The 25,472-nt window shown below is 73.8% G+C and carries 23 protein-coding genes and 1 pseudogene; 7 read left to right on the top strand and 17 right to left on the bottom strand.

Annotation, left to right across the window (positions count from 1 at the left end; genetic code table 11):
* Window position 1 precedes the first annotated feature (1 nt).
* Entirely contained in the window at window positions 2-835 is an 834-nt protein-coding gene (locus ACQEVB_RS26285) for an alpha/beta fold hydrolase (RefSeq protein ID WP_432976378.1), read from the top strand.
* Here the strand turns inward: ACQEVB_RS26285 and ACQEVB_RS26280 are convergent.
* From ACQEVB_RS26280 to ACQEVB_RS26260, 5 genes are all read right to left on the bottom strand, one after another.
* The gene (locus ACQEVB_RS26280; protein WP_432976375.1) at window positions 817-1,905 is read right to left on the bottom strand and encodes a VanZ family protein; all 1,089 of its coding nucleotides are present in this window, start codon (window positions 1,903-1,905) and stop codon (window positions 817-819) included. The two genes, ACQEVB_RS26285 and ACQEVB_RS26280, sit on opposite strands and share 19 nt — an antisense overlap.
* Window positions 1,906-2,051: 146 nt before the next feature.
* On the bottom strand, window positions 2,052-3,302 hold the full coding sequence (locus ACQEVB_RS26275) for an MFS transporter (RefSeq protein WP_432976372.1): 1,251 nt from the start codon (window positions 3,300-3,302) through the stop codon (window positions 2,052-2,054).
* Window positions 3,299-3,676: a DNA polymerase ligase N-terminal domain-containing protein gene (locus ACQEVB_RS26270; protein WP_432976369.1), complete on the bottom strand. Its 378-nt coding sequence runs from the start codon at window positions 3,674-3,676 to the stop codon at window positions 3,299-3,301. The genes ACQEVB_RS26275 and ACQEVB_RS26270 overlap by 4 nt, the downstream gene beginning before the upstream one ends.
* Window positions 3,649-4,110: a cupin domain-containing protein gene (locus ACQEVB_RS26265; protein WP_432976366.1), complete on the bottom strand. Its 462-nt coding sequence runs from the start codon at window positions 4,108-4,110 to the stop codon at window positions 3,649-3,651. The genes ACQEVB_RS26270 and ACQEVB_RS26265 overlap by 28 nt, the downstream gene beginning before the upstream one ends.
* Window positions 4,107-5,027 (bottom strand): TetR/AcrR family transcriptional regulator C-terminal domain-containing protein, encoded by a 921-nt coding sequence (locus ACQEVB_RS26260; protein WP_432976363.1) that lies wholly within the window; start codon window positions 5,025-5,027, stop codon window positions 4,107-4,109. The genes ACQEVB_RS26265 and ACQEVB_RS26260 overlap by 4 nt, the downstream gene beginning before the upstream one ends.
* Window positions 5,028-5,141: 114 nt before the next feature.
* Between ACQEVB_RS26260 and ACQEVB_RS26255 the strand changes: the two genes are divergently transcribed.
* Complete coding sequence (locus ACQEVB_RS26255) at window positions 5,142-6,353, top strand: FAD-dependent monooxygenase (protein WP_432976360.1); 1,212 nt, start codon at window positions 5,142-5,144, stop codon at window positions 6,351-6,353.
* Window positions 6,354-6,357: 4 nt separating this feature from the next.
* On the opposite strand, the gene egtD is transcribed toward ACQEVB_RS26255, so the two are convergent.
* The 5 genes from egtD to ACQEVB_RS26230 all read right to left on the bottom strand — a co-directional run bounded on the left by egtD (window position 6,358) and on the right by ACQEVB_RS26230 (window position 11,815).
* Entirely contained in the window at window positions 6,358-7,353 is a 996-nt protein-coding gene (gene egtD, locus ACQEVB_RS26250) for an L-histidine N(alpha)-methyltransferase (RefSeq protein ID WP_432976357.1), read from the bottom strand.
* Complete coding sequence (gene egtC, locus ACQEVB_RS26245) at window positions 7,350-8,111, bottom strand: ergothioneine biosynthesis protein EgtC (RefSeq protein WP_432976354.1); 762 nt, start codon at window positions 8,109-8,111, stop codon at window positions 7,350-7,352. The genes egtD and egtC overlap by 4 nt, the downstream gene beginning before the upstream one ends.
* Window positions 8,112-8,113: 2 nt before the next feature.
* Entirely contained in the window at window positions 8,114-9,493 is a 1,380-nt protein-coding gene (egtB, locus tag ACQEVB_RS26240; RefSeq protein WP_432976351.1) for an ergothioneine biosynthesis protein EgtB, read from the bottom strand.
* Complete coding sequence (gene egtA, locus ACQEVB_RS26235) at window positions 9,490-10,767, bottom strand: ergothioneine biosynthesis glutamate--cysteine ligase EgtA (RefSeq protein WP_432976348.1); 1,278 nt, start codon at window positions 10,765-10,767, stop codon at window positions 9,490-9,492. The genes egtB and egtA overlap by 4 nt, the downstream gene beginning before the upstream one ends.
* Window positions 10,768-10,858: 91 nt before the next feature.
* Window positions 10,859-11,815 (bottom strand): LLM class flavin-dependent oxidoreductase, encoded by a 957-nt coding sequence (locus tag ACQEVB_RS26230; protein WP_432976345.1) that lies wholly within the window; start codon window positions 11,813-11,815, stop codon window positions 10,859-10,861.
* A 107-nt stretch (window positions 11,816-11,922) separates the two neighbouring features.
* Here ACQEVB_RS26230 and ACQEVB_RS26225 point away from each other — a divergent pair, with 107 nt between their 5' ends.
* Complete coding sequence (locus ACQEVB_RS26225) at window positions 11,923-12,498, top strand: TetR/AcrR family transcriptional regulator (RefSeq protein WP_432976342.1); 576 nt, start codon at window positions 11,923-11,925, stop codon at window positions 12,496-12,498.
* Between the two features lie 10 nt (window positions 12,499-12,508).
* Here the strand turns inward: ACQEVB_RS26225 and ACQEVB_RS26220 are convergent, their stop codons facing one another.
* Entirely contained in the window at window positions 12,509-14,449 is a 1,941-nt protein-coding gene (locus ACQEVB_RS26220) for an ABC transporter ATP-binding protein (protein WP_432980585.1), read from the bottom strand.
* A 123-nt stretch (window positions 14,450-14,572) separates the two neighbouring features.
* Here ACQEVB_RS26220 and ppk2 point away from each other — a divergent pair, with 123 nt between their 5' ends.
* On the top strand, window positions 14,573-15,382 hold the full coding sequence (gene ppk2 / locus ACQEVB_RS26215) for a polyphosphate kinase 2 (protein WP_432976339.1): 810 nt from the start codon (window positions 14,573-14,575) through the stop codon (window positions 15,380-15,382).
* Between the two features lies 1 nt (window position 15,383).
* Here the strand turns inward: ppk2 and ACQEVB_RS26210 are convergent, their stop codons facing one another.
* The 4 genes and pseudogenes from ACQEVB_RS26210 to ACQEVB_RS26195 all read right to left on the bottom strand — a co-directional run.
* Window positions 15,384-16,196 (bottom strand): enoyl-CoA hydratase/isomerase family protein, encoded by an 813-nt coding sequence (locus tag ACQEVB_RS26210; protein ID WP_432976336.1) that lies wholly within the window; start codon window positions 16,194-16,196, stop codon window positions 15,384-15,386.
* 54 nt (window positions 16,197-16,250) lie between these two features.
* Window positions 16,251-16,460 (bottom strand): helix-turn-helix domain-containing protein, encoded by a 210-nt coding sequence (locus ACQEVB_RS26205; protein ID WP_432976333.1) that lies wholly within the window; start codon window positions 16,458-16,460, stop codon window positions 16,251-16,253.
* 353 nt (window positions 16,461-16,813) lie between these two features.
* Window positions 16,814-17,740: an ABC-F family ATP-binding cassette domain-containing protein gene (locus ACQEVB_RS26200; protein ID WP_432980582.1), complete on the bottom strand. Its 927-nt coding sequence runs from the start codon at window positions 17,738-17,740 to the stop codon at window positions 16,814-16,816.
* A gap of 123 nt (window positions 17,741-17,863) precedes the next feature.
* Window positions 17,864-18,415: pseudogene (locus tag ACQEVB_RS26195) on the bottom strand (ATP-binding cassette domain-containing protein); the annotation flags it as partial.
* 159 nt (window positions 18,416-18,574) lie between these two features.
* Between ACQEVB_RS26195 and ACQEVB_RS26190 the strand changes: the two are divergent.
* From ACQEVB_RS26190 to ACQEVB_RS26180, 3 genes are all read left to right on the top strand, one after another.
* Window positions 18,575-19,348 (top strand): SDR family oxidoreductase, encoded by a 774-nt coding sequence (locus tag ACQEVB_RS26190; protein WP_432976330.1) that lies wholly within the window; start codon window positions 18,575-18,577, stop codon window positions 19,346-19,348.
* Window positions 19,349-19,414: 66 nt separating this feature from the next.
* On the top strand, window positions 19,415-20,599 hold the full coding sequence (locus tag ACQEVB_RS26185) for a CynX/NimT family MFS transporter (protein ID WP_432976327.1): 1,185 nt from the start codon (window positions 19,415-19,417) through the stop codon (window positions 20,597-20,599).
* A 105-nt stretch (window positions 20,600-20,704) separates the two neighbouring features.
* On the top strand, window positions 20,705-22,852 hold the full coding sequence (locus tag ACQEVB_RS26180; RefSeq protein WP_432976324.1) for a UvrD-helicase domain-containing protein: 2,148 nt from the start codon (window positions 20,705-20,707) through the stop codon (window positions 22,850-22,852).
* 19 nt (window positions 22,853-22,871) lie between these two features.
* On the opposite strand, the gene ACQEVB_RS26175 is transcribed toward ACQEVB_RS26180, so the two are convergent.
* The gene (locus ACQEVB_RS26175; protein WP_432976321.1) at window positions 22,872-24,197 is read right to left on the bottom strand and encodes an MFS transporter; all 1,326 of its coding nucleotides are present in this window, start codon (window positions 24,195-24,197) and stop codon (window positions 22,872-22,874) included.
* On the bottom strand, window positions 24,194-25,360 hold the full coding sequence (locus ACQEVB_RS26170; protein WP_432976318.1) for an LLM class flavin-dependent oxidoreductase: 1,167 nt from the start codon (window positions 25,358-25,360) through the stop codon (window positions 24,194-24,196). Before ACQEVB_RS26170 ends, ACQEVB_RS26175 begins: the two co-directional genes overlap by 4 nt.
* Between the last annotated feature and the right edge of the window lie 112 nt (window positions 25,361-25,472).

The raw sequence follows: 25,472 nt of genomic DNA, 5'->3' as shown, positions 1-25,472 counted from the left end.
GATGATCCTGCCGACCGCATCGCTGCGGGTGGGTCCCGATGACGGTGCCGCCGAGCCGCTGCTCCTGCTGCACCCGTTCACGATGTCGCACCACGTGTGGCGGGCCGTCGGGCCGCAGCTCGCGGACGAGTTCGCCGTGTTCGCCCCGACGCTTCCCGGGCACTGGGGCGGCCCGCCGCTGCCGGCCCGCAAGGTCGACGTGCCGCACATCGCCGACGCCGTCGAGCGCATGCTCGACGAGCAGGGCTGGGGCACCTGCCACGTCGCCGGCAACTCCCTCGGCGGCTGGACGGCGTTCGAGCTGGCCCGCCGCGGCCGCGCTCGCAGCGTCACCGCGATCGCGCCGGCCGGCGGCTGGGCGGGGCGCACCGTGGCGTCGGTGGCGCTCGGCCTCGGCTTCCTCGCCTCCTGGCCGGCCGCCCGGTTCCTGGCGCCGTTCGCCAACGACCGCGCGTTCCTGCGGAGCTTCTACCTGCGGTTCGTCAGCGGCAACCTGGCCATGGTGAGCCTCGAGGACACGGCCCACGCCATGGCCGCCGCCTACGGGTGCACGGGCTACCTCCCGCTGCTGTGGAACGCCCTGCGCACGGGACACGGCGTGCAAGGCCTCGACCAGGTCGACTGCCCGGTGCAGCTGGTCCTGTGTGGCCGCGACCGCGTCGTGCCGGAGCGCTGGTTCGCCCGGCACTTCCTCGACGGCCTGCCCGACGCCACCGTCACCCGGCTGCCCGACGTCGGGCACGTCCCGATGCTGGAGGCACCCGACCTGATCGCCGAGACGATCCGCGGGTTCGCGCAGGTCGCCGCGTCGCCGGTTCAGCGCGAGGTCGGCTGATTCACCGGCACCGCGGCGCGGCGGTCGACCAGCAGCGTGCCGGTGAGCCGGCCGGCGATGCCACGGTGCCCCAGGCTGCGCCAGATCCCGACGAGGCTCATCACGCCCCAGAGGGCGGCGAACCCGCCCGCCGCGTCCGCCACCTGCAGCAGGACGTAGCCACCGACGCCCACGACGCTGCGCGCCAGCAACCGGGCGCGGCCGGGCACCTCCCCGTCGGGCAGGGCGGGGCGCAGGAGCACAGCGCGCTGCCCGACCGTGCCGCCGCGCCCGATCATCGGCACCACCACGAACAGCACGAGCCACGGCAGCCACCCGCCGAGCGCCGCCTCCACGGGTGCCAGCCAGACCGGGCCCGGCGCGATGTCGTCACCGGTCAGCAGCAGGACCGTCCGCAGCACCACCGTCAATACGGCCCCGGTCAGCCACGCCCCGAGCAGGTCGCAGAGCACGCCGAGCAGCCGCCGCGCGACCGTGACCGGGCGCGGCTCGCCGGGCGGAGCAGCGTGCAACCGCTGACCGGGCACGAACCGCAGCAGCGGGCCCGCCGCCGCGCCGAGCAGCGCGCCGGCCGTGTTGGCGATCAGGTCGTCGACGTCGAAGAGGCGGTACGGGCACGGGTACAGGAACCAGTCACCGGTCAGCTGGGTGCACTCGACCAGCAACGACACCCCGAACCCGGCCACCGTCGCGACCACGATCGAGCGACGCCCCAGGTAGCACAGGAACGCCCCGAGCGGCACGAACGGCGCCACGTTGAACAGCACCTGCTGGATCGCCGGGTTCCGCAGCGGGTTGCCGACGTGGTACTTCGCCACGTCACCGAGGAAGGCGAACGGCCGCAGCTGCGGGCCGGCGGCGCACACCGTGTCGGTGGTCGGCAGCGGGAGCAGCACGTACGCCACCAGCGCCAGCGCGTACACCAGCGCGCCGGCGGCGAGCAGCGCCCGCCCCCACCCCAGCTCGCCCCGGCGCCGGTAGCTCGCCGCCACGAACGGCACCAGCAGGACGACCGCCAGCGCCGTCCCGGCCAGCACGGCGATGACAGCCGGCATGATCCGCGTACCCACACGATCACTCTGGCAGGATCAGTGGTGACGCCGCGTCACACGAGGGACTGGTTCCCGCGACCTCACACACCGAGTGCGGTCCGCACACATGCTGCAACCTGTGTGCGGACCGCACTCGGTGTGTGACGTCGTCCTGGCGCCGCGCGTCACACCGTGGGCGAGGCGCGGCGCAGCTGCGCCACCGCCACCACCGGGACCATGGCCAGGGCGATCACTGCGCCCACCAGCGACAGCGCGGGGTACCCGGCCGCAGCCACGACCAGCCCCGACGCGAGGCCGGCCACCGCGCCGGAGAGCGCGATCGTCACGTCCACCGCGCCCTGGGTCCGCGCCCGCACCGACAGCGGAACGGCCGCGAGGATGGCCGTGCCGCTGATCAGGCCGAAGTTCCAGCCGAGGCCGAGCAGCGCGAGCGCGACCGTGAGCAGCGGCACCGATCCGGCGGGCGCCGTGGCGGCGAGCACGGCCGCGGCGAGCAGCGTGGCCCCGGACAGTGCCGCGACCGGCAGCGGGCCCAGCCGGTCCACCAGCCACCCGGATATCGGGGACGGCAGGTACATCGCCGCCACGTGCACCGCGATCACCACGCCGGCGACGGCGACGCCGTGCCCGTGGTCGATCAGGTGGACGGGCGTCATCGTCATGATCGCGACCATCACGAGCTGGGTGACGATCATGACCAGCGCGCCGACGGCGACCGATCCCGTCGACGCGACGGCCGGGCTCGCGGCCGGATCGGGCACGAGCACCGCCTCCGCCGTCGACAGCTCGCGCGCGAGCAGCAGCGGATCCGGCTTCAGCAGGACGGCCAGCACGGCCGCCGCTGCCGCGTAGGCCAGCGCAGCCAGCAGGAACGGGCCGGCGAGCGGCGGGATGCCCCACGGCGCGACGAGCGCGCCGGTCGCCGCGGTGAGGTTCGGCCCCAGCACCCCGCCCAGGGTGGTGGCCAGCAGGACCCGGCTGACCGCGCGGCCCCGCTGCGCGGGCACGGCCAGGTCCGCACCGGCGTACCGGGCCTGCAGGTTGGTCGCCGTCCCGGCGCCGTAGACGACGAACGAGGCGAACAGGAGCACCGCGCTGCCCGTCACCGCGGCCGCCACGACACCCAGCGCGCCCAACGCACCGACGGCGTACCCGACGGTCAGGCCGCGCCGGCGACCGCGCGCGTCGGAGAGCCGACCCACGCCCGCGGCGGCCGCCGCCGAACCGATGGTGAACAGGGCGCTCGGGAGGCCGGCCAGCGCGGTGCCGCCGAGCATCTGCTGGGCGAGCAGCGCGCCCACGGTGATCCCGGCCGCGAGCCCCGCGCCGCTCAGCACCTGCGCCGCGACGAGCACGCGCAGGACGCGGCGCTGGTCGGTGGCGCGGTGTGCGGCCCTGGATCCGTCCGCCGTCATGGCTGCTCGGTCGTGCGGCGCAGCAGCCAGTCCGGTCCGGTGTGCACCAGTACGTACCGGACCGGGGCGGCCCGCCCGTGCAGCGTGAACACGATCCGCCGCTCCGTGCGGCTGTGCTCCTCCCACCAGCCGATGTCGGCGATCGACTTGTGCTCGTCGGTGTAGGTCAGGTGCTCCAGCTCGTGATCCGGGACGGGCACGGCGAGCCGGCTCTCCCCCAGCCCCGGCAGCCCGCGCGGCACCGCCCACGAGCGCAGCACCCCGCGCTCCTCCAGCCGCAGGTCGAAGTGCGGGCGCGGCTTGCGGTGGTCGTGCAGGACGAACGCCGGACCCGTCAGCGCTGCGTTCAGCGGGGGTGCGTCGGGTCGATCCACGGCACGTGCTCGGGCTCGGACAGGTGGTCGACGTCGAGGTCGAGGTTCACCACGATCGGCTCCTGGCCGCTGCGGGTGAGCACGCACTCGAGGGGCTCGTCGTCGAGCGCGTTGATCTCCTGGTGCGGCACGAACGGCGGCACGTAGATGAACCCGCCGGGTCCTGCCTCCGCGGTGAACTCCAGCCGCTCGCCCCACCGCATCCGGGCCCGGCCCCGCACGACGTAGATGACGCTCTCCAGCTCGCCGTGGTGGTGTGCACCGGTGCGCGCACCGGGATGGATCGTCACGGTGCCCGCCCACAGCTTCTGGGCCCCGACCCGAGCACCGGTGACGGCCGCGGCCCGGAGCATGCCCGGGGTCTGCGCGGTGTTGGTGTCCAGCGCGTCGCCGGGGATCACGCGGACGCCGTCGTCCCGCCAGTCACTGGTCACCCCACGACACTAGCGCGGCGCAGGCGCACCTCCAGACCGTCGAGCAGGTAGGTCAGGCCGCTGTGGGCGAGCGCGTCCAGTCGCAGGTCGTACTCCGTCGCCAGCATGCGGCTCATCATCGGGAAGTCACCGCCAGTGACCAGGCTGTCGATCGCCGGCCGCGTGCTGACCAGCCACTCCTCGTTGTCGAGCCCCGAGTTCGCCTGGGCGGCGGCCTCGGACTCGAGGTTGAGTGCCAGGCCGCGGAGGAAGTTGAACAGGATCAGGTGCACGTCGAAGGCGTCGTGCAGACCGATCGGTTCGCCGTCGAGGGCGGTCAGGAACCACTCGGTGAAGACCAGCCCGGCCCGCAGCGGCTGCGGCCTGGTCACCGACATCGCCGGCGCCAGCCAGGGATGGACCCGGAACGCGGCCCAGAGCGCCACGGCGGCCACCTCGAGGCGGGCCCGCCAGCCCGGGGGCGGGTCGGGCGGGCGCCACTCCCCCAGCGCCGCTTCCTGCATGCGGAGGACCAGGTCGTCCTTGTCGGCGACATGCCGGTAGAGCGACATCGTCGCCGCTCCCAGCTCCGCCGCCACCCGCCGCATCGACGCCGCCTCCAGACCCTCGACGTCGGCCACGCGCACCGCCGTCGCCACGATCGCGTCGACGTCCAGCGCCGAGTCGCCCGCCGGTCGCGGTCGCACCCTGGCCGTTGCCGACGTCTCGGCCACCACGGTCCCCACGCCGGCGATCGGCCGGGTCAACCCCTCCTGTCGCAGTGCCGCCAGCGCCTTGGTCGCTGTCGCCATCGCGACACCCCACTCCCGGGTCAGCTCCCGCGTCGACGGCACCCGGTCGCCGGGCGCCAGCTCGCCCGCGACGATCCGCGCGCGCAGCGCCGATGCGATGCGCGCCGCGCCCGCCTGCTCGGCCATCCGCCACCTCCGCACTAGTGCACCCACCATCCGGCCCGCGCTTTCAGCACCCTAGTGCACTAGGAACACGAAAACACTGGTCAGCCCGCGAATGTACGCCATACGCTCGCCGGCATGAAGCAGCCTTCGGCCCTCATCAGCGGCGCCGGCATCGCCGGCTCGGCCGCTGCGTACTGGCTACATCGTTCCGGCTACGAGGTCACCGTCCTCGAGCGCGCCGCGGCCCCGCGGCAGGGCGGGCAGACGGTCGACCTCCGCGGCGCAGGCCGCACCGTCGCCCGCCGCATGGACGTGTTCGACGAGATCCTCGACCGCACCGTGGAGCAGCGCGGCATCGCCTACGTCGACGACCGCGGCCGGATCCGGGCGAGCCTGCCGGCGGACGCCTTCGGCGGAAACGGCATCGTCAGCGAGATCGAGATCCTGCGCGGCGACCTCGCCGACGTGCTGCACACAGCGGTCCGCGACGACTGCGAGCACGTCTGGGACGACACCGTCACCGCGCTCAGCGAGCACTCCGGCGGCGTGGCAGTGGAGTTCGAGCGGTCCGCAGCGCGCTCGTTCGATCTCGTCATCGGCGCCGACGGCACCCACTCCGCGGTCCGCCGGCTCGCCTTCGGGCCTGAGAAGCACTTCCTCCGGCCGATCGGCGGTTACCAGGCCTGGTTCACCACCCCGGCTCGCGCCGACCTCGACGACTGGTTCCTCATGCACCGGGCACCCGGCGGACGCGTCGCGTCGCTGCGCCCCGGCCGGCTGCCCGGCGAGGCGAAGGCGGCCCTGGCCTTCCGCTCGGACCCGCTGGCGATCGACCGCCGCGACGGCGCCGCCGTGCGCCGGCTGGTGCGTGACCGGTTCGCCGGCATCACCGGCTGGAACGTGCCGTGGCTCCTCGATGCCCTCGACACCGCGCCCGACCTCGCCTTCGACTCGATCGACCAGGTGCACATGGACACCTGGACCCGCGGTCGGGTCGCCCTGGTCGGTGACGCGGCCTGCTCCCCCACCTCCCTCACCGGCCTCGGGACGAGCCTCGCCCTCGTCGGCGCCTACGTGCTCGCCGGCGAGATGCGCCGCTCCGGCGGCAACCACCCGACCGCGTTCGCGCACTACGAACGGATCATGCGCCCGTACGTGGCGCAGGCCCAGGAGCTGCCGCCGCTCGGCATCGCCGGGTTCGCCCCGAACGGTCGCCTCGCGATCGGGCTCGGCACCCTGTCCTTCCGCCTCATGACCGGCTGGCCGCTGCGCTGGATCGCCGCGCGGTTCTTCGACAAGGCCGACGCGATCGAGCTGCCCGACTACGCTACGACCTGCGCGGCCTGAGCCCTCACGCCAGCACGTCCCCGTCGACGGCGGTGGCGAGGGTCAGCGCGAACCGCTCCTCCGGGTCGGTCCAGGTCTGGACCGGCGCGAACGCACTGGCCTGCAGCATCTGCCGCACCCCGGCCACGTGGAACTTCGCCGAGATCTCCGTGCGCATCTCCTCGCCCGCCGCGAACTCGGCGACCAGATCCAGCTCCCGCACGTGGACGGTCATCGCGCGGGACGCGCGCAGCCGCATCTCGATCCACTCGTCCACCGGGTCCCACAGGGCCACGTGCTCGAACGCCTCGACGTCGAAGTCGGCGTCGAGCTCGCGGTTGAGCACCCGCAGGACGTTGCGGTTGAACTCAGCCGTGACGCCGGCGCTGTCGTCGTAGGCGGCGACCAGCGTCGGCTCGTCGATCACCAGCCCGGTGCCGAGCAGCAGCTGCTCCCCCGGCTCCAGCACAGCGCGGAGCTCGTCGAGGAACACCCGCCGCTCGTGCGGGCGCAGGTTGCCGATGGTGCCGCCGAGGAACGCGACCATCCGCCGCTCCCCGCGCGGCAACCGGTCGAGGTGGCTGGTGAAGTCGCCGACCACGCCGTGCAGCTCCAGCCCCGGGTAGTCCACGGCGAGCGCGTCCATCGCGGCCCGCAACGCCGGCGCGCTCACGTCCTGCGGCACGTAGCGGCGCAGGGTGCCGGCCCGGCTGAACGCGTCGAGCAGCAGGCGGGTCTTCTCCGACGAGCCCGACCCCAGCTCCACCAGCGTGTCGGCGCCCGACGCCTCGGCGATCGCCGCCACGCTCTCGGCGAGCAGCGCCCGTTCCGTGCGGGTCGGGTAGTACTCGGGCAGCTGCGTGATGTCCTCGAACAGCGCGCTGCCGCGGGCGTCGTAGAACCACTTCGGCGGAAGGTGCTTGAACGGGGCGGTGAGCCCGGTGCGGACGTCGTCGCGCAGTGCCGCGGCGGCGTCGTCCTCGGTGAGGTGGATGTCGAGCAGGCCGGTGCCGGCGCTCATGCTGGGTTCCCCGTCTCGTGGAGCGGTCGGATGGTGACGTTGCCGGGCGTGGCGACGACGAGGTGCCGGTCCGGCACCGCCCGCCAGCCCTGGTCGTGGTCGATCGGCTCGGAGGCGACGAGCGCGGTGTCGGCGGTCCCGCGCACGGACAGCGCGTGGTCCCAGGTGGTGGCCCAGATCGTGGCGCCGTCGGTGAGCAGCAGGTTGAGCCGGGAACCGGGCGCGGCGCGGTCCACCTCGCCCACGACGTCCGCCAGGACCTCCGCCGGGTCGATCCCGGCGCGCAGATCGTGCCGCACCAGCGCCCAGACGAGCGCGGCATCGGTGGGCGCGTCGAGGGTGAGCAGGTCGGTGACCGGCAGACCGGCGGCGAGCTTCGCCACCGAGTGCGGCCAGCCGCGCACCACCCCGTTGTGGCTGAACAGCCAGCGGCCCTCCGCGAACGGCGCCGCCGCCGTGACCGTGACCGGCATGCCCGTGGTGGCCGAGCGCACCGCCGCCAGCACGGCCGGCGAGCACGCCGCCCGCGCCACGTCGGGGAACGACTGCTCCGACCAGATCGGCACCGCGCTGCGGAAGCGCGTCGCCTCCCCGCCCGGCTCGGCGTACCAGCCGGCGCCGAACCCGTCGGCGTTGACGGTGCCGCCGCCGCGCATGTCGGCCGGCGCGTAGGACTGGTGCAGCAGCCCGTGCACGGGCTCCAGCACCAGCGAGGCGACGGTCACGGGTGGGCCCAGGTAGGCCAGGTGCCGGCACATGCTCAGCCGCGCAGGTCCGACGGGCGGGCGTCGCGGGCGGTGCGGAAGCCGCTGAAGATCTGCCGGCGGATCGGGTGGTCCCAGTTGCGGAACGTCGCCCGGCCCACCGACGCGTCGGTCGCGAACGACCCGCCGCGCAGCACCCGGTAGTCGCCGCCGAAGAACACCTCCGAGTACTCCCGGTACGGGAACGCCTCGAACCCCGGGTACGGGTGCCAGCCCGACGCGCACCATTCCCACACGTCGCCCACCAGCTGGTGCACCCCCAGCGGCGACGCACCCGCAGGGTAGGCACCCACCGGCGCCGGCTGCAGGTGCCGCTGCCCGAGGTTGGCGTGCGCCGGCGTGGGGTCGGCGTCGCCCCACGGGAACCGCCGGGAACGGCCGCTCTCCGGGTCGTGCCGCGCGGCCTTCTCCCACTCCGCCTCCGTGGGCAGCCGCCGGCCCGCCCACGCCGCGTAGGCATCCGCCTCGTGGCAGTTCACGTGCACCACCGGCTCGTCGGCCGGGACCGGCTCCACGCGCCCGAACCGGCGCCGGAACCACGACCCGGAGCCGTCCTGCTGCCAGAACCGGGGCGCGACCAGGCCCTCCTCGACGCGGTGCCGCCACCCGGCAGCGCTCCACCAGCGCGGATCGTCGTACCCGCCGGCGGCGATGAACTCCGCGTACTGGCCGTTGGTGACCGGGTGCGTGTCGATCACGAACGCCGGCACGTCGACGACGTGGGCGGGCCGCTCGTTGTCGAGCGCCCACGGCTCCGTGGACGTACCCATCGTGAACGGGCCGCCCGGCACCAGGACCTCACTCACCCACCCCGGCCCTCCTCCGTCGGGCCTTCCGTCCCCCGGGCTGCGCGGCAAGGCCCGCCCGGGCGGCGGGGCCGGCGCGTCGAGCACGGGAGCACCGGCGCGCAACTGATGGGTGGCGAGCATCGTCTCGTCGTGCTGCTGCTCGTGCTGCACGATCATCCCGAACGCGAACGCGTGCTCCACCAGCCGCCGGCCGGACAGCGCGTGCCCGTCGAGCACGTCGAGGGCCTTCTCGCGCACCTCGGCGACGTACGCGCGCGCCTCGGCGGGTGTGAGCAACGGCAGCTCCACGCGGCTGGCCCGGCTGTGCTGGAACGCGTCGTACAGCCCGTCGATCTCGGGGCGCAGCGGCTCCCGACCGCCGACGTCGCGGACGAGCCACAGCTCCTCCTGGCTGCCGATGTGGGCGAGGTCCCACACCAGCGGCGACATCAGCGGCGAGTGCTGGGCGACCAGCTCCGCGTCGTCCAGCTCGGTGAGGCGGGTGCTGCGCAGGCGGGCGTCGGCCAGCAGCTCGGCGACGCGGGTGCGCAGCAGCTCCGGCGAGTGGTGGAGATCGGTGGACGTCATCGCTCTTCCTCCGGGGTGTCCGGGAGATCTGCTGGACAGAGCCCGCGACGGACCTGTCGTTCGGTCATCTCGTCGAGGTCGTCGACGAGCCAGCGGGGGGCGCCCAGCTCGGCCACGCGGCTGCGGGCGAGCTCGAAGACCGCGGTGGCGGCCCGGGCGAGGACGGGATGGTCGAGGCCGCTCTGCGCAGCCTCGGTCCAGAGGCCGGCGGCAGGCTCGGCGACGGTGAGCGCCTGCTCGGTGACGGCGGGACCGGCGGTGAGCGCCACCAGCACCGCGACGGGCAGCGCCCAGCGCCGCCCGGGCTGCATGTCGACGTAGCGCACCTCGAGGTGGCCGTGCGGGCGCACCGGAGGGAACAGCGTCGACACGTGGTAGCGCAGGTCGTCGACCGTGGGCGGGCGGGGGCCGCCACCGTCGAGCCACTCGGCGAAGGTGAGGTGCTCGGGCACGATCCACGGCCCGTCATCCCGGATGCACAGCACGGGCGAGGCGAGCACGCGCGTGGTCCACGCGCGCACCGGATCGCCCTCCCCGATCGGTGGGGGTGCGGTGCGCCGCGGATCGGAGCGCTGCCAGCTCCGCCAGCGGGCGGACTTCCACCCGGTGGCCCGCCCGGCCAGGCGGGGCGAGTTGGCGAACGCGCCCAGCAGCACGGGGCCGAGTGCGTGCAGCGCCGCCCAGCGGACGGCGATATCGGCCGTCTCACCGGTGTCGAGGCACACCTGCACCGCGGCGGTGGAGCACATGGCAGCGCGGCCGTCAGGACCGTGCCGGTCGAACGACTGCTCCATCGCGGCGTACCGCGGCAGGTCCAGCACCCGCGTGGGCGGGCGCTCCGGCTCGGCGGCGCGGGTGCGCGGGACGAGCCCGCGACCGGCGAGCAGCCGGTGCAGGTGGGCCGAGTCGCTCGCCGTCGACTCGACGAGCTCGGCGAGCGTGCGCGCCGGGGAGCTGGCCAGCTCGATCTGGCCACCGGGCTCCACCGTGACCGTGGAGCCGGCCGGGAGGGGCAGTGCAGGAGCGGAGGGATCGAGGGACGTGGGCGTGTGGGCTCCGAGCGCCGACCGCAGGGTCGACGCGTCGGGCCCGGTATCGGGCCAGCCGTGGCGGTGCAGCAGCCATTCCAGCTCGACACCGAACAGCCGCGGTGGGCCGTGCTTGAAGCAGACGGAGGCCACGTAGGCCTCGGCGTCGGCGCAGTCGCGCAGCACCGACGGCCCCGGATCGGGTCGCGGCGCCGCCTGCTCCGGCGCGAGCACTTCCTCTGACACGCTGCCCGACGCTACCCGCGGCCCCCGACAATTTCAGGGCTCCGCGAGATGACGGATCTCTGACGGCCGCGTTGTGGCGGTTCTGAGGACGTCAGGGCGTCGCGAACTGACGGGTCTTCGACGGCTGCGGCTCCCGGAGCAGCGAGGCGACCTCGGCCAGCCGGGGCAGCTGTTCGTCGAACGTCGCGGGATCCGTGCTCGCGATCCGCACCAGGACGTGCTCCGCGTCGCCGTAGGCGCGCAGCTGCTCCGCCACCTCGGCCGCGCTGCCCGTCACCTGCATCTGGATGCCCTGCACGTAGCTCGCAGGCGCGCCGTAGTTGCGCTGGCAGTACTCCTCCAGGAGCGCCGTCCCGCGTGCGGTGTCGTCCTCGACCAGGACCGTCGCGAACAGCGCCGGGGTCACCGGGCGCGACGCGGTCGCCCGGATCGTCGCCAGGCCGGACGCGTAGTCCGCCGGGTTCGGCGGGTAGGGCAACCAGCCGTCGTACAGCCGGCCGACCCGCTCCAGCGCACCCGGTGTGAACGCCGCCAGCCACACCGGCGGGCCGCCCGGGCGCGCCGGCGCCGGGAAGGTGGGCAACGCGTCGTAGTGCAGCACCTCGCCGTGGAACGAGCCGTCGCCGCCGCTCCAGACGTGCCGCCACAGCGCCACGATGTCGTCCAGCCGCGCCCGCCGCCGCGCCCACGGGACCCCGGCGATCGCGAACTCCGGTTCGCTGCGGCCGGCGAACCCGGCGCCGACGGCCACCGTGAGCCGACCGGAGCTGAGCAGGTCGATGCTGAGCAGCTGGTTGGCGGTGAGGACCGGGTTGCGCAGCGCCGGGAGCAGCGCGGCCGTCCCGAGGGTGATGCGGGAGGTGCGCGCGGCGAACGCGCCGAGGATGGTCAGTGCGTCGATCGGGGCGCGGGCGAGGGTGTCGCCCACCCACACCGAGTCGAGGCCGATCCGCTCGGCCTCGACGGCGCGGGCGACCAGCTCGGGCGCGGTGAGCCCGGCGTCGAGGATGGGCTGGTAGGTCGGGACGACCAGGCCGTACTTCGTCATGCCGCGAGCGTGCTCGTCGCCGGGAATGCGCTCAATTCCCCGTCGGGTATCGCGCCGGAGCGCCTTCCCAAGCCGTACGTACGGTCGGACGGCGATACGATCACCGCATGCCCCGCGTCAGCACCGACCGGCTGGCCGCGCGCCGCCAGGAGATCCTCGACGGGGCCCGCCGCTGCTTCGCCCGGTACGGCTACGAGGGTGCCACGGTGCGGCGGCTGGAGGAGGTCACGGGGCTCTCCCGGGGAGCCATCTTCCACCACTACCGCGACAAGGACGCACTGTTCCTCGCGTTGGCGGAGCAGGACGCCACCCGCATGGCCGATGTCGTCGCCGACCAGGGCCTGGTGCAGGTGATGCGCGACCTCGTGGCCGCCCCGGCGAGCGAGGAGCTGTCGTGGCTCGGTACCCGGCTGGAGGTGTCGCGGCGGCTGCGCACCGACCCGGAGTTCCGGGAGCTCTGGCGCGGGCACTCGGCCGCACTGGCCCGGGCCACCCGCGACCGGCTCGACCGCCAGGCCCGGGCCGGCCTCCTCCGCGACGACGTGCCGGTGCCGGTGCTGGCCCAGTACCTCGAGCTGGTGCTGGAGGGGCTCGTCGCGCACCTGGCCATGGGCCTGCCCGCCGGCGACCTCGGCCCGGTGCTCGACCTCGTGGAGGCGGGCGTCCGAGCCCGCCGCCCCTGACGCGCGTACCTCAGCCGACGAGGTGCTCCTCCCGGTGCACCGCCGTGCACCCCGGGATGCCGCACTCCACGCCGTCGTCCGCGCCGTCGTCCGCGCCTTCGTCCGCGGCGGGCCCGGCGTACTGCGTCCGGTAGAGCGTCGCGTAGCGGCCGTCCGCGGCGAGGAGCTCGTCGTGCGTCCCGCGCTCGACGATCTCGCCGTGCTCGACGACGGCGATCTGGTCGGCGGCGCGGATGGTGGAGAGGCGGTGCGCGATGACGATCGCGGTGCGCCCGTCCAGGGCCTCGGCGAGCGCCGCCTGCACCGCGGCCTCGGACTCGGAGTCGAGGTGGGCGGTGGCCTCGTCGAGGATCACCACGCGCGGGCGGGCCAGCAGCAGCCGCGCGATGGTGAGCCGCTGGCGCTCCCCGCCGGAGAGCCGGTAGCCGCGCTCCCCCACGACGGTGTCGAGGCCGTCGGGCAGCGAGTCGAGCAGCTCGCCGAGCCGGGCCCGGCGCAGCGCGTCCCGCAGCTCGCCGTCGGTGGCCTCGGGGGCGGCGTACCGCAGGTTCGCGCGGATCGTGTCGTGGAACAGGTGCCCGTCCTGCGTGACGACGCCGACGCCGCTGCGCAGCGCCGCGAAGCTGAGGTCTCGCACGTCGATCCCGGACAGTTCGACCGCGCCGGAGTCGACGTCGTACAGCCGCGGCACGAGCGAGGCGATCGTCGACTTGCCCGCCCCCGACGACCCGACGAGCGCCAGCAGCTGCCCGCCCGCCACCTCGACGTCGACGCCGTGCAGCACCTCGCCCCCGGCGCGGCCGTCCAGCACCGCCACCTCCTCCAGCGAGGCGAGCGACACCTGCGCGGCGTCGGGGTAGCCGAAGCGCACGTCCCGGAGCCGCACCGAGACGGGACCGTCCGGCAGCTCCCGCGCGTCCGGCTTCTCGGTGATCATCGGCGGCAGGTCGAGCACCTCGAAGACCCGCTCGAAGCTGACCAGCGCCGACATCACGTCGACGCGGGCGTTGGCGAGCGCCGTCATCGGCGTGTAGAGGCGGGTGAGCAGCAGCGCCAGCGTGACGACGGTGCCGGCCTCGATCTGCCCGGTGACGGCGAGGTAGCCGCCGAGCCCGTAGACCAGCGCCTGGGCCAGCGCCGAGACCAGCGACAACGCCGTCACGAAGACGCGGGAGACCATCGCGGTGCGCACCCCGATGTCCCGCACGCGGGTGGCCTTGGCGGTGAAGTCGGCGGCCTCCTCGGCGGGCCGCCCGAACAGCTTGACGAGCGTGGCGCCGGGGGCGGAGAACCGCTCGGTCATCGTCGACGACATCGTGGCGTTCAGGTTCGCCGACTCGCGGCGCAGGTCCGCGATCCGCACGCCCATCCGGCGCGCCGGGATCACGAAGATCGGCAGCAGCACCAGCGCCAGCAGCGTGACCTGCCACGCGAGCCCGATCATGACGGCGAGCGCGAGCGTCAGCTGGATCGCGTTGGACAGCACCGACGCGAGCGTGGACGTGATCGCCGACTGCGCGCCGATCACGTCGTTGTTCAGCCTGCTCACCAGGGCACCAGTGCGGGTGCGGGTGAAGAACGCGATCGGCATGCGCTGCACGTGGGTGAACACCGCGCTGCGCAGGTCCACGATCAGACCCTCGCCGATGCGCGCGGAGAACCAGCGCGATCCCAGCCCGACCACCGCGTCCAGCACGGCGAGCGCCGCGATGCCCACGGCCAGCCCGACGACGACGTCGATCGCCCCGGCGCCGCCCGCCACGATCGCGTTGACGACCTGACCCGCGAGCAGCGGGGTCACCACGCCGATCGTCGCGCTGGCCACCGTCAGCAGCAGGAACGCGCCCAGCCAGCCGCGGTACGCGCGGGCGAACCGCCAGATCCGCGGGATCGTGCCCTTCGCGACCGCCTTCGGGGTGCCCTGCGCGCCGGCCAGCCCGCGCAGCATCATCCATGACCCGTCCACGGGCCGCCTCCCTCACTTACACCGTTGCAGGCAGCACAACACGCGGCACGGCGTTCTGCTTCCGCGGGTCGAGTTGTGGGAATCCGTCCGATTCGCCACCGTCGTCCCATGGCGAAGACCCAGCGCGTCCCGAAGGCACTGTACGAACGCGAGCTGCTGCGCCTGCAGGGCGAGCTGGTCGAGATGCAGGAGTGGGTGAAGGCGTCCGGCGCCCGGCTCGTCATCGTCTTCGAGGGACGCGACGCCGCCGGCAAGGGCGGCGCGATCAAGCGGGTCACCGAGTACCTCAACCCCCGCATCGCGCGGATCGTCGCGCTGCCCGCGCCCACCGAGCGCCAACGCACCCAGTGGTACTTCCAGCGGTACGTCGAGCACCTGCCCGCCGCCGGCGAGATCGTGCTCTTCGACCGCTCCTGGTACAACCGCGCCGGCGTCGAACACGTCATGGGGTTCGCCACCGCGCAGGAGTACCAGCGGTTCCTGCACCAGTGCCCGATCTTCGAACGGTTGCTCGTCGAGGACGGGATCCTGCTGCTCAAGTACTGGTTCTCGGTGTCCGACAGCGAGCAGGAGAAGCGTTTCGCCGAACGACTCGCGGACCCCATGAAGCGGTGGAAGCTCTCCCCGATGGACCTGGAGTCGATCTCCCGCTGGGAGGACTACTCGCGCGCCAAGGACCAGATGCTCGTGCACACCGACATCCCCGAGGCGCGGTGGAACATCGTCGAGAGCGACGACAAGCGGGCCGCCCGGATCAACATGATCAGCCACCTGCTCTCCGCAGTGGCCTGGCAGCGCGTCGAGCCGCCGGAGCTGGAGCTGCCGAAGCGGCCGCCGTCGAGCGGATACCAACGGCCGCCGCGCGACGAGTCGGCGTACGTGCCGGACCGGGCGGCGGAGCTGGCCGCCGACGGCTGAGTCAGCCGTTGCCGGCGAGCGTGCGCAGGATGCGGATCTGCGCGGCGCGCTCGGCGGCGAACGCGCCGGCCGGGTCCAGCCCCTCCGCGCAGGCCGAGAGCAGGCGCAGCGTCTCCGTGGCCGCCTGGCGGGGGCCGCCGGTCAGCGCCGTCACCAGCTCGTCGGTGGCGGCGTCCAGCTCGGCGGCCGGCACCGCGCGCAGCGCGAGCCCGGAGGCGACCGCCTCCTCGGCGCCCACCCGCCGCCCGGTCAGGCAGATGTCGACGGCGCGGGCGTACCCGACGGCGCGGACCAGCAGGAACGTGCCACCGAGGTCCGGCACGATGCCCAGCCGCGGCTCGGCCATGCAGAACTGCACGTCGTCGGCCACCAGCCGGATGTCGCAGGCGAGCGCGAGCTGGAACCCACCGCCGATGGCGTGGCCCTGGACGGCGGCGATCGTGACCCGCGACGGGTCCCGCAGCCACGCGAAGCCCTCCTGGAGGGAGGCGATGATCTCGTCGGCCTCGGTCTCGGGCATCGACCCGAGCTCGGCGATGCCGGGGGCACCGTCCACCTCACCGGTCGCGAAGAACTTTTTGTCCAGCCCGGCGGAGAACGACCGGCCGGATCCGCGGATCACGACCGCCCGCACGTCGTCGGGCAGCGACGCACCGGTCTCCGCGAGCGCCTGCCACATGGCCGGGCTCTGCACGTTCAGCTTGTCGGGGCGGTCGAGCGTGATCGTCGCCCGCCGACCGTCCCCCAGCTCGGCGAGTTCGAGGCGCAGACCGCTGCGCTGCAGGAGTTCCGGGTCCACCGGTGCTGTGGTCACACGCGGAGGTTACCGCGCGGTAGCCCCGGTGGAGCCCGGAACGCCTGCCGACTGCTACTTCTTCTTCGTCCGCGTCGCGCCGCCGCGTCCGCGCAGCGTGACCCCCGACTCGCTGAGCACGCGGTGGACGAACCCGTACGAACGCCCGGTCGACTCCGCCAACGCGCGGATGCTGGCGCCCTTCTCGTACTTCTTCTTCAGTTCGTTCGCGAGCTTGTCGCGCTGGGTGCCGGTGATGCGGGCACCCTTCTTGATGTCGGCCATGCTGATCTCCTTCAGCCGGGACGGCGAGCCGGGAGCGGGGCCGGTCGGCTCCGCGGTGGCGCAATGATCGTCTACGCGCAAGGCTGCTGCCAGCGGTTCTGCAGCATGATCGGTGAGCGGTTCCGCCGAATGGATCACGCGGACGGGTGATCATTCCTCACGGTTCGCCACCTGCACGTCACTCTCCCGCCATCTCGACGTCGCCCTCGGCGGTGATCCCGCGGTGGCACGGCGCCACTCCGGTGATCGATCAGTGCCACCACGGGCTGCGACCACCACCGAACGGGTGGTAACCACCGTTGATCCGCGGCGCCCGGTTCGTCCGGTCAGTGCCGACGCGGTCAGCCGGCGCGTCAGGCCAGCTGGACGAGCTCGAGGTAGTCGGACGACCAGAGGTCCTCGGTGCCGTCGGGCAGCACGATCACCTTGTCGGGGTTGAGCGCCTCCACCGCGCCGGCGTCGTGCGTGACCAGCACGACCGCGCCGGTGAACCGGCGGAGCGCGTCGAGCACCTGCTCGCGGCTGGCCGGGTCGAGGTTGTTGGTCGGCTCGTCGAGCAGCAGCACGTTGGCCGAGCTCGACACCAGCCCGGCCAGCGCCAACCGCGTCCGCTCGCCGCCGGAGAGCGTGCCTGCCGGCTGCGAGAGCTGGTCGCCCGAGAACATGAACGAGCCCAGCAACGTGCGCAGCTGCTGCTCCGGCGCGTCCGGCGAGGCGTGGCGCACGTTCTCCCAGACGGTGGCCGTCATGTCGAGCGTGTCGTGCTCCTGCGCGAAGTAGCCGGTGCGCAGCCCGTGCCCGGGGACGACCCGCCCCGTGTCGGACGACTCGGTGCCGGCGAGGATCCGCAGCAACGTGGTCTTGCCGGCGCCGTTGAGCCCCAGGACCACGACCTTCGCGCCGCGGTCGACGGCCAGGTCGACGCCGGTGAACACCTCCAGCGACCCGTACGCCTTCGACAGGCCCTCGGCCGTGAGCGGCGTGCGCCCGCACGGCGCGGGCGCCGGGAAGCGGATCCGCGCGACCTTGTCGTTCTGCCGTTCCGGCTCCAGCCCGGCCAGGAGCTGGTCGGCCCGGCGCGCCATGTTCTTCGCGGCCACCGCCTTCGTGGCCTTGGCGCCCATCTTCGCGGCCTGCGTGTGCAGCGCGGCCGCCTTCTTCTCGGCGTTGGCGCGCTCCCGGCGGCGGCGCTTCTCGTCGGTGGCGCGCGCGTCCAGGTAGCGCTTCCAGTCGACGTTGTAGATGTCGACCTCGCCGCGCGTGGCGTCGAGGAACCACACCTTGTTGACGACCGCGGCCAGCAGGTCGGTGTCGTGGCTGATCACGACCAGCCCGCCGTCGTGCGCCGACAGGAACGAGCGCAGCCACGTGATCGAGTCGGCGTCGAGGTGGTTGGTGGGCTCGTCGAGCAGCAGCGTGGTGGCGCTCGGCGCGCCCCCTCCCCCGCCGTCCGACGCGGCGAAGAGGATGCGCGCGAGCTCGACGCGGCGGCGCTGGCCACCCGACAGCGTCTGCATCGGCTGGGCCAGCACGCGCTCCGGCAGCCCCAGGTGGGCGCAGATGCGCGCGGCGTCGCTCTCCGCGGCGTACCCGCCGAGCGCGGAGAAGCGCTCCTCGATCCGGCCGTAGTCGCGCACCGCCTTCTCGTTCTGCGCGCCGTCGACCAGCTCGGCCATCGCCGTCTGGGCCTTCTCCATCTTGCGCAGCATCTCGTCGAGGCCGCGGGCGGACAGCACGCGGTCCTTCGCCGAGATCGTCAGGTCGCCCTCGCGGGGGTCCTGGGGCAGGTAGCCGATCGGCGAGTTGGCGCTGACCGCGCCCGAGTAGGGCTCGCCCTCACCGGCGAGCACGCGCATGGACGTGGTCTTGCCGGCGCCGTTGCGGCCGACCAGCCCGATGCGGTCGCCGGGCTGGACGCGCAGGGTGGCGCCGGACACGAGGATGCGGGACCCGGCACGCAGTTCCAGGTCGGTGGCGGTGATCACGGACGAACTCCAAGCACAAAGGGGAGGTGCAGCGGGCAGCGACGAGGTGCCCGCACGGCTATTGGGTCCGGATCACGCCCTACAGGCTACCGTCCGGTGCACCCGAGTTCCCGAAGTAGGGTCGCGCCCATGACTGATCTCACGGGTCGGGCCGCCGTCGTGACCGGCGCGAGCCTCGGCATCGGGTTCGCGATCGCCGCCGAGCTGCTCGACCGTGGCGCGTCGGTGACGATCACCGGGCGCAAGCCCGACCAGCTGCAGGAGGCGGCGGACCGGCTGGTCGCCGAGCACGCCGGCGGCGCGACCGGCCGCGTCCTCGCCGTGCCGGGGAACGCCGGATCGGCGGAGTCTCGCGAGGAGACCGTCACCCGAACGGTCGAGACGTTCGGGTCCCTCGACATCCTCGTCAACAACGCCGGCATCAACCCGGTCTACGGGCCGCTCGTCGACGCCGACCTCGACGCCGTGCGCAAGATCTTCGACGTCAACGTCGTCGCCGCGCTGGGCTTCGTCCAGCTCGCGCACAAGGCGTGGATGGGCGAGCACGGGGGCGCGATCGTCAACGTCGCGTCGGTGGCAGGGCTGCGCTCCACCGGGCTGATCGCCGCCTACGGCGCGTCCAAGGCGGCGCTGATCCGGCTCACCGAGGAGCTGGCGTTCCAGCTCGGCCCCGGCATCCGCGTCAACGCGGTGGCGCCCGGCGTGGTGAAGACGAAGTTCGCCACCGCCCTCTACGCGCACGGCGAGGAGCAGGTGGCCCAGTCCTACCCGATGAAGCGGCTCGGTGTGCCGCCGGACGTCGCGAAGCTCGTCGGTTTCCTGGTGTCCGACGACGCGTCGTGGATCACCGGCGAGACCGTCCGCATCGAGGGCGGGATCCTCGCCACCGGCGGCGTCGGCTAGCACCGGAGATGTGACGCCGGTCCTTCCGGTGGACGCGACGCGCGTCCGCGAACGAGCATGGCCGGTGTGAGCGCCACCGTCGGCATCCCGGACCGCACGACCCGCGCCCTGCCGTGGTGGGTGGCCGCCTCGGTGGTGCTCGTGGCGCTGAACCTGCGGCCGTCGGTCGTCGGGGTCGGGCCGCTGCTGGCGCAGATCCGGGCCGACGAGGCGCTGACCGCCACCGCCGCCGGCGTGCTGACCGCGCTGCCGGTGCTGTGCTTCGGCCTGCTCGCGCCCGTGGCACCCCGGCTCGCCCGCCGGATCGGCATCGAGCGCGCCCTGCTCACAGCGCTCGGCGTGCTCATCCTGGGCTGCGTGGTGCGCGCGCTGCCGGGCGCGGCGGCGCTGTTCGGCGGCACCGTCCTGATCGGGGCGGCCATCGCGACGGGCAACGTCCTGATGCCGGCGCTGGTGAAGCGCGACTTCGCGCACCGGACGGGCGCGATGACGGCCGCGTACTCGGCGGCGATCTCGGTGGGCGGAGCGCTCGGCGCCGCGGTCACGGCGCCCGTCGCGGACGGGCTCGGGCTGGGCTGGCGGGCGGCGCTGGCCGCGTGGGCGCTGTGGGCGGTGGCGGCGGCCCTCTGCTGGTTGCCGCAGCTGCGCCGGGTGGCGCGACCGGCCGCGACCGCGGCGCCGGTGGCGGCGCTGCGCCGCAGCACGATCGCCTGGCAGGTGACCGCGTTCATGGGCCTGCAGTCGCTGGGCTTCTACGCCACCACCTCGTGGCTGCCGGAGGTCTTCACCGACCGCGGCTACCCACCGGCGACGGCCGGGGTGCTGGTGGCGACGATGAGCCTCACCGGGATCGCCGGCGGCATGGCTGCGCCCGTGCTCGCCGCCCGTGCCCGGCGGCAGCGCGGGCTCGCCGTCGCGATCACGGCGACGACGGCGCTCGGGCTCGCCGGGGTGCTCCTGCTGCCGGGCTGGGAGCTCGCGGCGTGCATCGTGCTCGGGATCGGGCAGGGTGCCGCGCTGGGACTCGCGCTGACGCTGATGACGGTCCGCGCATCGGACAGCGCCCACGCCGCGCAGCTGTCCGGCATGGCGCAGTGCCTGGGCTACCTGCTCGCAGCGACCGGCCCGTTCGCGGTCGGCCTGCTGCACGACCTCACGGCCGGCTGGACGGTGCCGCTGGTGACCTTGTTGTTGCTGCTGGTGCCGCAGGCCGTGCTCGGTGCACTGGCAGGCCGCGACAAGCTGGTGTGACGCAGAAGAATTCGCCGAATTCCGACCGGAATGTTAAGCTGAAATGCTGCGCAGATAGCGCACAACTGCATTTCCTCCTTAATCATACCACATTCCGGAGGTACCGTGGAAGACGCAGGGACCACGCGTGAGCTGGCCGTCGAGAACGACCGGCTCCGGCACCTGCACCGGCTGCTCGCCGCCGAGCTGGCCGAGGCCACCGGACGGGCCGGCACCGCCGCCGCCGTCATGACCGAGGAGACCGACTCGTCCCGCTTCCAGCGCGACCTGGCCGTCGGCACCTGGTCGGACCGCGCCACGCGGCTGCGCGCCGCCCGCAACGGGCTCGCGTTCGGCCGGCTCGACCACCCTGCCGGTCCCCCGACCTACGTCGGGCGCACCGGCCTCGCCGACGCCGACGGCGAGACGGCACTGGTCGACTGGCGGGCACCGGCGGCCCGGCCGTTCTACTGCGCCACCGTCGCCACCCCGGAAGGCGTGACCCGCAGACGGCACCTGCGGCTGGCGGGGCTCGGCCCGCAGGAACGCGTCGTCGCCCTGCACGACGACATCCTCGACGTGGGCGCGGCCGACATCAGCGCCGACACGGCGGCCGATCCCGCCCTGCTGGCGGCGCTGACCGCGCCACGCAGCGGAACGATGCGCGACATCGTCTCCACCATCCAGGGCGAGCAGGACGCGATCATCCGGCTCCCGCTCACCGGCACGGTCGTCGTCGAGGGCGGGCCGGGCACCGGCAAGACCGCCGTCGCCCTGCACCGCGTGGCGTACCTGCTCTACGCGCACCGCGAGCAGCTCGCTCGGCGTGGGGTGCTCGTCGTCGGCCCGTCGGCCGCGTTCCTTCGCTACGTCGCCGACGTCCTGCCGTCGCTCGGCGAGACCGCCGTCGTGTTCACCACGCCCGGCGGGCTGCGCCACGGCATCGACACCGCGGCCCTCGACGCGCCGGAGGTCGCCCGCATCAAGGGCGAGCTGAGCATCCTCGACGTCCTGCGGCGCGCCGTCGCGCAGCGCCAGGAACTGCCCGCCGAGCCGCTGCGGATCGAGCTCGACGACGTCACCGTCGAGGTCGACGCCGAGCTGGTGCACGAGGCCCGGGACGCCGCCCGCGCGAGCGGGCTGCCGCACAACGCGGCCCGCGCGGTGTTCCGCGACGCCCTCGGCACCGCGCTCGTCCGCGACGCGGTGCTGCGGATCGGCGACGGCTGGCTCGACCAGCGCGAACTCACCGGCACGCTCGGCCGCGAGCTCGCCGGGGACGTGCGGCGAGAGCTCGCGACGCACCGCGGTTTCCACGCCGCCGTCGAGGAGCTGTGGCCGCTGTGCACGCCGGAGCGGCTGCTCGCCGAGCTGCTCGGCGACCGGGACCGGCTGGCGGCGCTCGACCCCGCGCTCGTCGTCCTGCACCGCGCGCAGGGCGACGCCTGGACGGTGTCGGACGCCCCGCTGCTCGACGAGCTGGTCGAGCTGCTGGGCGAGGTGGAGCGGCCGGAACCCGAGTCGCGCGGCCTTGACGACACGGCGCGGCGGGTGCTGGAGGCGCTCGACGAGGTGGAGTCCGACGAGGAGTTCGCCCTGCGCGCCACCGACGTCCTCAACACCGCCACGCTGGCCGAACGACACACCGAGCGGGACCTGCGCACCGTCGCGGAACGAGCGGCCGCCGACCGGGACTGGACGTTCGGCCACGTCGTCGTCGACGAGGCGCAGGAACTGTCGCCGATGGACTGGCGGGTGCTGGTCCGGCGCTGCCCGACGCGGTCGATGACCGTCGTCGGGGACCTCGCCCAGCGCAGCGCGGCCGCCGGGTCGCGGACGTGGGACGTCGGCCCGCGGGCCGTCCACCGCACGCTCACGATCAACTACCGGACCCCGGCCGAGATCATGGACCGGGCCGCGCAGGTGCTGCCGGAGATCGGGCCGGGGCTCGAGGCGCCCCGGTCCGTGCGGCACAGCGGCGAGCTGCCGTGGGAGCGCACGGTCGATCGGGCCGACCTCGGCGTCGAGCTGGTCGCAGCGGTGGCCGCGGACCGGCCGGACGCGGGCACGATGGCGGTGATCGCGCCGGAGCCGGCGGCGCTGCCGGACCTGGACCCGGACGTCACCGTCCTCACGCCGCCGGAGTCGAAGGGGCAGGAGTTCGACGTCGTGATCGTCGTCGACCCGGACGGCATCCGCGCCGGCTGCCCCGCCGACCTCTACGTGGCCCTCACCCGAGCCACGCAGCGCCTCGGCATCCTCGCCGTCCGGTGAACCGAGATCAGGACAGCGGCTACCAACGGTCGGCCCGCGCCCACTCCGGGCGCCAGCCGATCCACCGGGGCATCGCCAGCACCGCGGTGACGCTGATCGCCGCGGTGACGGCGAGGTAGCCGGCTGCCCACCACGAGCTGCCGCCACCGAAGGCGAGCAGGCCGGTCAGGAACACCGGGGTCAGGCCCGACGCCCAGATCCCGGAGCCCTGGAAGACGAGCGACATCCCGGTGTAGCGCACGTCGGTGTCGAACAGCTCGGCGAACAGCGTCGCCTCAGCTCCCGTCATCAACGCGTACCAGATCCCCAGTTGCAGCAGGAGGACCGCGACGACCAGCCACGGGATCCCGGTGCCCACGGCGAGGAACGACGGCACGACGGTGAGCCCGAACCCGGCCGCACCCGTCGCGAAGACCCGCCTGCGACCGAACCGGTCGGCGAGCGCTCCGGCCACCGGTGTCAGCAACGCCATCAGCAGCGCCCCTGCCGTGACGCCGATCAGCACGACGAGCTTGTCGACGTGCACCGTCACCGTCGCGTAGGTGATGACGAAGACGCCCCACGTGTTGAACGCTGCGCCCTCCGCCCAGCGGGCGAGCATCCCGGCGACCAGCCCACGTCGATGCGGCTGGGTACGGAACACCTCGACGACGGGCACCTGCGCCGTCGCCCCGCTCTCCCGCAACCGGCGGAACTCCGGCGTCTCCAACACGCGCAGCCGCACCACGAGCCCGACCGCGACGAGCACGACGCTCAGCACGAACGCGGCCCGCCAGCCGACCGACAGGAAGTGCTGCTCGTCGAGGGCCAGTGCCAGCAGCGTGAACGCCCCGGTGCCCAGCGCCAGCCCGAGCCCGAGCCCGATCTGCGGGACGCTGCCGAACCGCCCGCGCTTGCCGAGCGGCGCGTTCTCCACGGCGAGCAGCACGGCACCGCCCCACTCCCCGCCCACCGCGATGCCCTGCAGAACGCGCAGCACGACCAGCAGCACCGGGGCCGCCAGCCCGATCGAGGCGTACGACGGCAACAGCCCGATCAGCGCGGTGGCCGCGCCCATCAGCACCATGGTCGCGACGAGCGTCCGCTTGCGGCCCAGCCGGTCGCCGACGTGTCCGAAGATCACCCCGCCGACCGGGCGCGCGACGAACCCGACGGCGAACGTCCCGAAGGCGAGCAGCGAGCCCACCAGCTCGTTCCCCACGGGGAAGAACAGCTTCGGGAAGACCAGTCCCGCGGCCGTCGCGTAGAGGAAGAAGTCGTACCACTCGACGGTGGTGCCGACGAGGCTCGCGAGCAGGACGGTGCGCGGGCTCGTGCGGTTCTCGATCGTGGTCGCGACGCTCACCGGGCACCCCGCATCTGCGCGAAGGGCACCGACCGTGACTCTTCTGCGGAGACACCCGCGCCAGGAGGCGGCTCCCACAGCCCGCGGCGGCGCAGGATCGGCAGCACGCCCTCACCCATCCACCACGCCTCCTCCAGGTGCGGGTAGCCGGAGAGCACGAACTCGTCGATCCCCACGTCGTGGTACTCGGCGATCCGGTCGGCGACCTCCTCGTGGCTGCCCACCAGCGCCGTCCCCGCACCCCCGCGGACCAGACCGACGCCGGCCCAGAGGTTCGGCGCGATCTCCAGGTCCCCGGTCGAGCCGCCGTGCAGCGCCCGCATGCGGCGCTGGCCCTCCGACTCGCTCGCCGCGAGCCCGGCCTGCACCTTCTCGATCACGGCTGGATCGAGCGCCGCCAGCAGCGCCTCGGCCTGTGCCCACGCCTGCGCGGAGGTGTCGCGGGTGATCACGTGCACGCGGAGCCCGAACCGGAGCGTCCGGCCACGCTCGGCGGCGAGCTTGCGGATCCAGGCGATCTTCTCGGCGACCGCGGCCGGCGGCTCACCCCACGTCAGGTAGACGTCCGCCTGCTCGGCCGCGACCTCGCCCGCGGCGGCCGACGATCCGCCGAAGTAGATCGGCGGCACCGGATCGGGCAGCCGGTCGAGGAACGCGCCCTCGACGCGGACGTGCTCGCCGTCCAGATCGACGGTCTCCCCGCGCCACAGGGCCCGGACGACCTGGAGGAACTCCCCGGTCCGCGCGTAGCGGGCGTCCTTGTCCAGGAAGTCGCCGTACGCCCGCTGCTCGACGGACTCGCCACCCGTCACCACGTTGAGCAGGAGCCGCCCGCCGGAATGACGCTGGTAGGTCGCGGCCTGCTGCGCGGCCAGGGTCGGGGAGATCGAACCGGGCCGGAACGCGACGAGGAACTTCAGCCGCTCGGTGTGCGCGACGAGCATCGCCGTGGTCAGCCAGGCGTCCTCGCACCAGGCCCCCGTCGGGGTGAGCGCACCGCTGAACCCGACCTCCTCGGCCGCCCGGGCGACCTGTGCCAGGTACGCGATCGACGCCGGACGGATCGAGCCGGCCGACCCCGTCCCGACGCCGTGACCGCCGCCGACGAGCTGCCGACCGTCACCGTTGGTGGGCAGGAACCAGTGCAGGGTGAGGGGCGACATGAGGGGTCCTTCGGGAGGCGGACGGCGAGCGGGGAGAACTCAGCCCCGACAGAGCCCCGACCGCATCCGCCCGAGATCGACCCAGCGACGCCGGGTCAGATCACTCGCTCCC

It is taken from the genome of Pseudonocardia sp. CA-107938, from assembly GCF_050936315.1.
In the GTDB taxonomy this organism is placed as follows: domain Bacteria; phylum Actinomycetota; class Actinomycetes; order Mycobacteriales; family Pseudonocardiaceae; genus Pseudonocardia.
Note: the sequence above shows the minus strand (reverse complement) of the source record. Positions and strands in the feature narration are given on the sequence as shown.